6 protein-coding genes are annotated in these 7426 nt (G+C 53.4%); 3 read left to right on the top strand and 3 right to left on the bottom strand.

Translation table 11 applies throughout. The features are described 5' to 3' along the window. The first annotated feature begins 253 nt into the window (after positions 1-253). The gene (locus NJC38_RS29200) at positions 254-613 is read left to right on the top strand and encodes a LysR substrate-binding domain-containing protein (protein ID WP_366856695.1); all 360 of its coding nucleotides are present in this window, start codon (positions 254-256) and stop codon (positions 611-613) included. A 155-nt stretch (positions 614-768) separates the two neighbouring features. Here NJC38_RS29200 and proX read toward each other — a convergent pair whose 3' ends face one another. The 3 genes from proX to NJC38_RS28760 form a co-directional block, all read right to left on the bottom strand. Continuing rightward, the gene (proX, locus tag NJC38_RS28750; protein WP_253118160.1) at positions 769-1788 is read right to left on the bottom strand and encodes a glycine betaine/L-proline ABC transporter substrate-binding protein ProX; all 1020 of its coding nucleotides are present in this window, start codon (positions 1786-1788) and stop codon (positions 769-771) included. Positions 1789-1965: 177 nt separating this feature from the next. Next, positions 1966-3069: a mandelate racemase/muconate lactonizing enzyme family protein gene (locus tag NJC38_RS28755; RefSeq protein ID WP_253118161.1), complete on the bottom strand. Its 1104-nt coding sequence runs from the start codon at positions 3067-3069 to the stop codon at positions 1966-1968. Continuing rightward, positions 3066-4169, bottom strand: coding sequence for an alcohol dehydrogenase family protein (locus NJC38_RS28760; protein WP_253118162.1), 1104 nt, complete (start codon positions 4167-4169; stop codon positions 3066-3068). The genes NJC38_RS28755 and NJC38_RS28760 overlap by 4 nt, the downstream gene beginning before the upstream one ends. Before the next feature lie 546 nt (positions 4170-4715). On the opposite strand from NJC38_RS28760, the gene NJC38_RS28765 reads away from it, so the two are divergent. Beyond that, positions 4716-6665 carry a methyl-accepting chemotaxis protein gene (locus NJC38_RS28765; protein ID WP_253118163.1) on the top strand — a complete coding sequence of 650 codons (1950 nt, stop codon included), beginning with the start codon at positions 4716-4718 and terminating at the stop codon, positions 6663-6665. A gap of 181 nt (positions 6666-6846) precedes the next feature. Continuing rightward, positions 6847-7426 (top strand): transposase (locus NJC38_RS28770; RefSeq protein WP_253118164.1); only part of this gene is annotated, 580 nt, incomplete at its 3' end.

A 7426-nucleotide genomic window follows, 5' to 3' on the forward strand; every position in this document is an offset into this window, starting at 1 on the left:
GCCTGTGAAGTGAGCGCAGAGGTCATGGCGCCAGCAGCAGGAACCCACCGAAGCGACTTGGGGGCGGCTCGATGCCGCGCCTGAGCGCCGTAGGAATCTCCGGCCTTCAGGCCGGGGAGGATGTCAAGAAAAAGCACGCAGGTTTAACTGCGTGCTTCAAAGCGTTAAATAGCGAGCTTGACTTGCAGCGTGATTACGAAAGGGATCCAGGCAAGAGTTTTAACTATCCCCGTCGACTACAAACCCCCGGTAAATGGCTCCCTTGCTGCCAGACGACGTTCATAACCTTCCGTGCCTTATCTATCGGCAGGCAGGTATTGCACTGGACACCTGGACATTCAGCGTTTCAGGCGAAAGACATGGGGTGCGTATCAGTGGTCCGTTGATTCTGGACGATGTGGCCGCTTGTATTCACGCGTCGGAGCGAGGCATTGGGTTGTTCATGCTTCCTCGATCTCTCGGTGCTCGACAAATAAACGCGGGAACGCTTGAAGTTGTTCTGGACAGTTTCTCAACAAACTTTCCCGGATTAGCGCTCTACTATCCGAGTCTGCAACAGGTGTTGCCTAAACTTCGCGCATTCATCGACCATGTATTGGCGGGTAGATCGTAATGGGGGCGTGTGATCAATGTTTTGTAGCTGACGTTAATTAACGGTTCACTCGCTCGAATCGCGCGCATGGCGTGTTTGGCCGTTTGCTTAACGACATCAGCTACGCCGTGGCGTCTTTCGTAGCTGATGTCATATCAATGATTTCTGATCAGGTCTTACTTTTTGGCCGCGTCTCTTGCGGCTTGCAACCATTGATCAAATTCACTGCGATGTTCAGCGATCCATTCTTGGGCATGACGACGGATATCAGCAGGCTTGTTCTCACCTTGCTGCATTTTCATGTTTTGCGCGCTTTCATCTGCAGCGTTGATGTGCACGCGTTTGAAGAACGCCAGCGCCGCAGGGTTTCTCTCGGCAAATTTACGGTTTAGCGTCGAGTAGGCATTATCAATGATGAATCCCAGATTCCTGCCTTCGTACGAGGTATTCCCTTGCGTTCCATTTGGCAAGTCGGTTTTCGGGACCTCGAGCCAGACCACGTCCTTGCCTTCCACGAGTACGTTGGAGATCCACTGCGGCACCCATGTGTAATAAAGGACAGGCTTGCCGGCGTTGTAGCGGGCGATCGTGTCAGCCATCAATGCAAAGTAGGAACCCTGATTGACATTGACCGTTTTTTTCAGGTCATACGCCTTCATATGGTGAGCAATGATCAGCTCACAGCCCCAGCCGGGGTTGCAGCCGGTTAAATCGGCTTTGCCATCGCCATCGGTGTCGAACAGTTTGGCAATGTCTGGCTTTTTAAGATCGTTGACCGATTTTATGTTGTAAGCGTCTGCGGTTTTCTTGTCGATCATGTAGCCTTGCAGGATCCCCTCCATGAAAATACCGGCTTTTACCATGTTCTCATCACCACCCGCTTTCTTGTAAAAGCTGGCGTGAAGATTCTCTACCATCTGTACGGTGAAATCGGCGTCTCCATAGGCCACTGCTAATATCATCGTGGCGTACTCGGTTTCCTTGGGTTCCTGAACGTTGTAGCCAAGTTCTTTGAGCCCGGCGATGGCAATCTCGCCGCGGAAACGTTCTTCGGCAATGGTAGGGAATGCACCGGTGACCTTCACCCCCTCACCGGGTTTTTCTGTAGATGCATGGCCAGATATTGAGGCCGCGGCAAGTACAAGTACTGAGGTGCATTGAATGAGCGTGCGAGAAAAACTGGACTGATACTTCATGGCATACCTTCTTCTGGTTATTGTGTTCAAGTACGGCAGATTTAAAGTGTCGAGTGTATTTCTTATGCTAAAGCAGCCTCTTGGTGTTGTACGATGCAGAGTGCGAATCAGGTGTGGCAGTGTATTCATGTACACCCGTGTTTATTGTCAGTAACAGGTTAGTGCAGAAGCAGAATGTCAGAAGGACGCTACAGGCTCCCCGAAGATACCCTCCTCTGGCACAACGCCCAAACCGAATCCCTGCGGGACTTTGATATGACCATCTTCGACTCGGATGCCATTTTTCTGGTCGAAGTTACCTTCGATCATTGGCGCTGCAATCCAGACACCGTCCAGCAGCTCAGGAGCGACGGTCGCGCCGATTTGCGTGCAAGCGGCAGCTATGAGGTCGCCGCCCCAGGCGTCGTCGCAGGTATGAGGCAGGTTGCGCGCGGCACAAATATCACGGAATGCCCGCATCGGGTGCAGACCACCCAGCGCAGTCACTTTCATTCCGAAACCGTCGACCAGACCGGTTCCTGCCACAGTGATTGCCGTGTTGATGCTGGTACAGCTTTCATCCATGTACATCGCATGGCTGATTTGCGAGCGGATTTTCTGGAAGTCTTCGATGCTTTCGCATGGCTGTTCGAGGATGAAAGGCACATGCGCGCACTCACGACAGAGCCTTAACGTATCTCGGGTAGTAAGGCCACGATTGGCGTCGACAGCGAGCTTGATTCGCGAACGCCCTACGGCCTCCCACACCTTGTTGATAGCAGCGATGTCCTCCTCGATGGGCCTGCCTCCGAGTTTAATTTGCAAACGGGGATAACCCTGATCACGTTTTTCGATTGCCAGGCGAACCGATTCGTCAGGGTCGCTGATACCGACAACTGAATAGGAGGGTACGCGATCGGTGAGGGCGCCCCCTAGAAGCTCGCAAACGCTGAGCTTTAAATGTTTGCCCAGTAGATCATGCGCAGCAAGATCAATAGCTGCTTTTGCATAGCTGTGGCCTTTGAGTAATTTATCCATGCGACGGTGAAGCGGGACGGGCAGCAGCTCAGTGCCGATGAGCCCTTTCGCCATTTCTGTCAGGGCTGCTATGGCGCCCAGCGAATGTGACTCGGCGAAGATCGGGCCGACCGGGCAGGTCTCTCCCCAGCCAATCAGTCCATTGTCGGATACAACTTTGACCAGTGTCGTTGTTAACGAATAGATCACTCGGCCGGCCATGGTATAGGGGCCATCCACAACGGGCAATTCATGTGTGTAAATATGGATACTTGCGATTTTCATTGTTCAACCTCTGGGATGATTAAAACCAGCTTGCCGATGTGGGTCTTGGTCAAGAAGTCTTGTTGCGCCTGATGAATTTCATTTAACGGATAGGTTTTGGCAACGACAGGGCGTATTTCGCCAGACTCGACATATGACACGAGATTAGTAAAGACTTCATCCTCTTGAAATGTGCAGCCATAAAGCGTGAGGTCCTTCAAGTACAGGGTTCGAAGGTCTATCTCGGTGATGGGGCCAGCAATGGCTCCGGCAATAGCGTAACGGCCTCCTGGTCGCAGAACACGTAAAAGTGTTGGCCATTCGTTTCCGCCAACCACATCTATTACGACGTCTACAGCATGCTCGCCTAATGCCGAGATCAAGTCAGTATTGCGATCAATGATGCGGTCAGCCCCCAGTGCCTTAACGTCAGAAGCCTTGGCAGCTGAGCATTGTGCGATAACGGTTGCGCCGCGTCGTTTGGCTAATTGAACGGCCGCTGACCCCACCCCTCCTGAGGCCCCGGTAACCAGAACGGTTTCTTTAGCTACCTTGGCCCGGTGCAACATGTTTTCTGCCGTTGAATATGAACAGGGGATCGAGGCGAGCTCGGCGTCGCTCCAGTCGCATTCCACCTTGAGTGTCTCTTTTGAGGGCGCCACAGCAAACTGGGCAAAGCCACCGTCACACTCGCTGCCAAATGTCCAACACTCATAAGGCCTGTGGTCAACATAGGTACGCAAAAGATTGCTGACGATAACACGCTCGCCTATACGAGAAGCCGCTATCCCTTGACCGACGGCCACAATATACCCGCAGCAGTCGGCGCCTTGAATTCGCGGAAACTCAAGCGCTGAACCCGACCATGAGGCATCGTCGCCGTTCACACTTTCGAAGCCGGTAGCGCCCCCGGACCCGGTATCGCTGGTGATGGATTTGGAATACCAACCTATCCGGGTATTAATATCTGTATTGTTCACAGCGGAGGCGCGCACATTAATCAGTACCTCTCCGGCGCCAGGTTGTGGCACAGGAACATCTGTCCTGTATTCCAGTTGCTCAATCCCGCCAAGGCCATTGAGTAAGACTGCATGCATCGTGGTGGGTAGGAGGGTTGACATAAAATCTCCAGAGAATTGAGTTGTTTAACAAAGTGCTTTGATTTTACGGGGTCACACGCCGCACCGAGCGTTAACAAAAAGTGAGGCAGGGCTGAGTGTGGTGAGCATCGTAGTGCGCTGTTTTTAAGCACCTTGGACGCGTCAGGTCCGATCGGATTTTTCAAGAGTCGTTGATGTTTTCTCGCTATCCTAGGGTGATGTCGCCGACCGTGAAAATCGATATTTTATATAGGCTAATCATGACCTGCTGTTATGGGTTGCCGGAGGTTTTCGCTGAGGTGAGGGAGTCAGTGCGGGCCATAACGTATTGCTCTGGGAACACGATGTCGCAGACCTATAACCCTGGGTTATCAATAGCCCGCAGTAAAAGTTTCTGTTTCGATATTTGCATGGCTATTAACATTCCGCCACGCTCAGGCGCATACATTGCTGGGTTCTGTATAAAAAGTCTTGCCGTGGCGCGAGGTGTCACCAGGGTCGACATAAGCCAGAGGCGGTCTATAAGTGATTGTTGTGACTTGCCATAAATAAAAAATTGGGGCCTGCATGAATATCAAGCAAAAGCTGACGGGGGCGTTCGCGATCATCGCATGCCTGCCCATTATTGTTGTGGCAAGTGTGGTCGTCGTTAATCTGCGTAGCGAAGCGACGCAAAGCTTTTTCGATCACAGTGGGCGCGAAATAGGCCAGATCGAGAACGCTATGCAGTTGTTCTTCGAAAGTATTAGCCAGAACATCGATTATCTTTCCTCTGATCCATTGATTGCCACTGCAGGTGTTGGCCTCAAAAGTTCTTTGACCCCTGAACTGGCGAGCCTGCCTGAGTCTGACGCGGGCAAGAGCATCATTGCGCTGTTTGATCGCGTAGCGAAAAGCCACCCGTCTTACTCCTATATCTCTTACGGTTTGGCCAACGGCAGTTACGCGTTCTGGCCCGACGGGCAGAGCCTCGGCACCCACTACGATCCTCGTGTCCGTCCTTGGTACAAAACGGCATTGGAAAACCCGGGCAAAACAGTGCGCACCGATGCCTATTATTGGGCCGCCGATGACGCAGTGATGATTGCGACGGTACGCGCCATCCCTAATAGTCTGGGTAATCCGGGCGGGGTGATGAGCATTGATGTGACGCTCAAGCAACTGACCAACATCGTCAAACAGATCAAGCTGGGTCAGACTGGTTACCTGATGCTGGTGGAGGATAACGGCAACGTGCTTGTCGATCCCAGGCAGCCTGAGAATAACTTCAAGAAGCTTGGTGAGCTGGGGAGCGGGCTTAATGAGCTGGCCAAGATATCAAAAGGTCTGACTGCGGTAGAGATCAATGGTGAGCGTTATATGGCCAATGTCTATCCTGCTGAAAAGCTTGGCTGGACGTTTATCGGCCTGATCAAACAGGACGAAGTCATGGCCGCAGCCAATGAACTGACCTGGCTGATCGGTATTATCACTGCTGTGCTGGCGGTGGTCTTTGCGGGGCTGGGAGCGACTTTCGCCAGTTTCATCGTCCGCCCGATCCGTGGTGTCTCGAGCGGTCTGGAGGGCATTGCTCAAGGCGAAGGCGATTTGACCGTAACTCTGGCCGTGCGTGGCAACGATGAGACGGCCCAATTGGCTGGCTGGTTCAACCAGTTTCTGGACGCTATCCGCAGCTTGATCCAGCATATATCCAGAGCCGCCAGTAGTATCCTTGTAGCCTCGCATAGCGCTACTCAAGTTTCAGGCAATATGTCGCAGGCCGCGAGCCGCCAGCGTGAAGCGGTGGATATGGTGTCCACCGCTTTCCATGAAATGGTCGCCACAGCAAACGAAGTCGCGCGCTCTTGCAGCCAGGCTGCTGAGTCGGCAGATACGAGTCAGCAGCAGGCACGCGATGGCCAGCGGCAGATAGATGATGCGGTGGAAAGTGTGGATCGCCTTAGCCAGGAAATTTCCCGTTCTGCGCAGGATATGACGCAGTTGGAGAAAGACAGTAATGACATCCAGTCAATCCTGAACACCATTCGTTCGATTGCCGAGCAAACCAATTTGCTTGCCCTTAACGCGGCCATCGAAGCAGCGCGTGCGGGTGAGCAGGGTCGCGGCTTTGCCGTCGTTGCTGACGAGGTCAGGGCCTTGGCAAAACGTACCGCAGACTCTACTGCCGAGATCGACGGCTTATTGGGCAATCTGGCCCGCCGCACTGCTTCAGTGGCTCAACAGATGCATTCTAGCCTTGAGGTCTCTGAGCAGTCGGTGAGCAAGATCGGCCAAGCCCGTATCAGCTTTGGCCAGATTCGCCAATCAGTAGACGTCATCCGTGACATGAATACCCAGATCGCTACCGCCGCAGAAGAGCAGCATCAAGTGGCTGAAGACATCAATCGGCATATCAGCCAGATTCATGGCGATGCACAAACGATTGTTGAGCTGGCGCAATCGGCGCGCATTGACTCTCAAAGCCTGGCGTCGCTATCCAGCGAACTGGACGGGTTGGTACAGAAGTTCCGGACCTGATGGTGAGTTTTGGAATGACTGATCTTGCTGATCCGCTCAGGTGGACTACGCGCGCTGGCAGCCATTACCAAGCTGGCGCGAAAAGCCCCTTCCTTCAGGTGGGGGATGAAAGCGCCACCGCGAAGCGCTCATAGGGGTTAACATCCATAAAACCGCCCCTATTCTGTGTTTCATGACTGAAATGAAAGTGACCAAAACCCTCAAGATTCGAGTGCGAGACAAGCACGCAGCGCAGCTGCGTGAAGCGTCTCGTGCTGTGAATTTTGTATGGAACTACGTAAACGAGTTGAGTAGTCGCTTGATTCGTGAGCGTGGTCGTTTTCTGTCGGCATTCGACATTCACAAGTACACCAACGGGGCTGGTAAGGATCTGGGACTGCACAGCCAATCGGTGCAGGCTGTTGCCGACGAATATGTCACACGGCGCAAGCAGTTCAAAAAGCGCCAGCTCCGCTGGCGCTGCTCGGGCGGCGCTCGGCGCAGCCTGGGCTGGGTGCCCCTCAAGGCCGGCGCTGCTGTCTGGAAAAACGGCCAGGTCGTCTTCAACAAACAGCACTTCAAGGTCTGGGACAGCTACGGCCTGGCGGGTTTTAAATTCAGATCCGGTAGCTTCAACGAGGACAGCCGTGGACGTTGGTATTTCAACGTCGTGGTCGAGGTCGACCGGCAGTTATCGCCAGGCCAGGACGCGGTGGGTATCGACCTCGGACTGAAAACCACGGCCACCTGCAGCGACGGTGATCGCCTTGAAAGCGGCAGGT

Origin of the sequence: Pseudomonas sp. 21LCFQ010 (assembly GCF_024129905.1) — a bacterium.
GTDB lineage: Bacteria > Pseudomonadota > Gammaproteobacteria > Pseudomonadales > Pseudomonadaceae > Aquipseudomonas.

Excerpts from the sequence above, each read along its gene's own strand:
- NJC38_RS29200 (WP_366856695.1), top strand. The coding sequence starts at position 254 with ATGGCTCCCTTGCTGCCAGACGACGTTCATAACCTTCCGTGCCTTATC.
- proX (WP_253118160.1), bottom strand. The coding sequence starts at position 1,788 with ATGAAGTATCAGTCCAGTTTTTCTCGCACGCTCATTCAATGCACCTCA.
- NJC38_RS28755 (WP_253118161.1), bottom strand. The coding sequence starts at position 3,069 with ATGAAAATCGCAAGTATCCATATTTACACACATGAATTGCCCGTTGTG.
- NJC38_RS28760 (WP_253118162.1), bottom strand. The coding sequence starts at position 4,169 with ATGTCAACCCTCCTACCCACCACGATGCATGCAGTCTTACTCAATGGC.
- NJC38_RS28765 (WP_253118163.1), top strand. The coding sequence starts at position 4,716 with ATGAATATCAAGCAAAAGCTGACGGGGGCGTTCGCGATCATCGCATGC.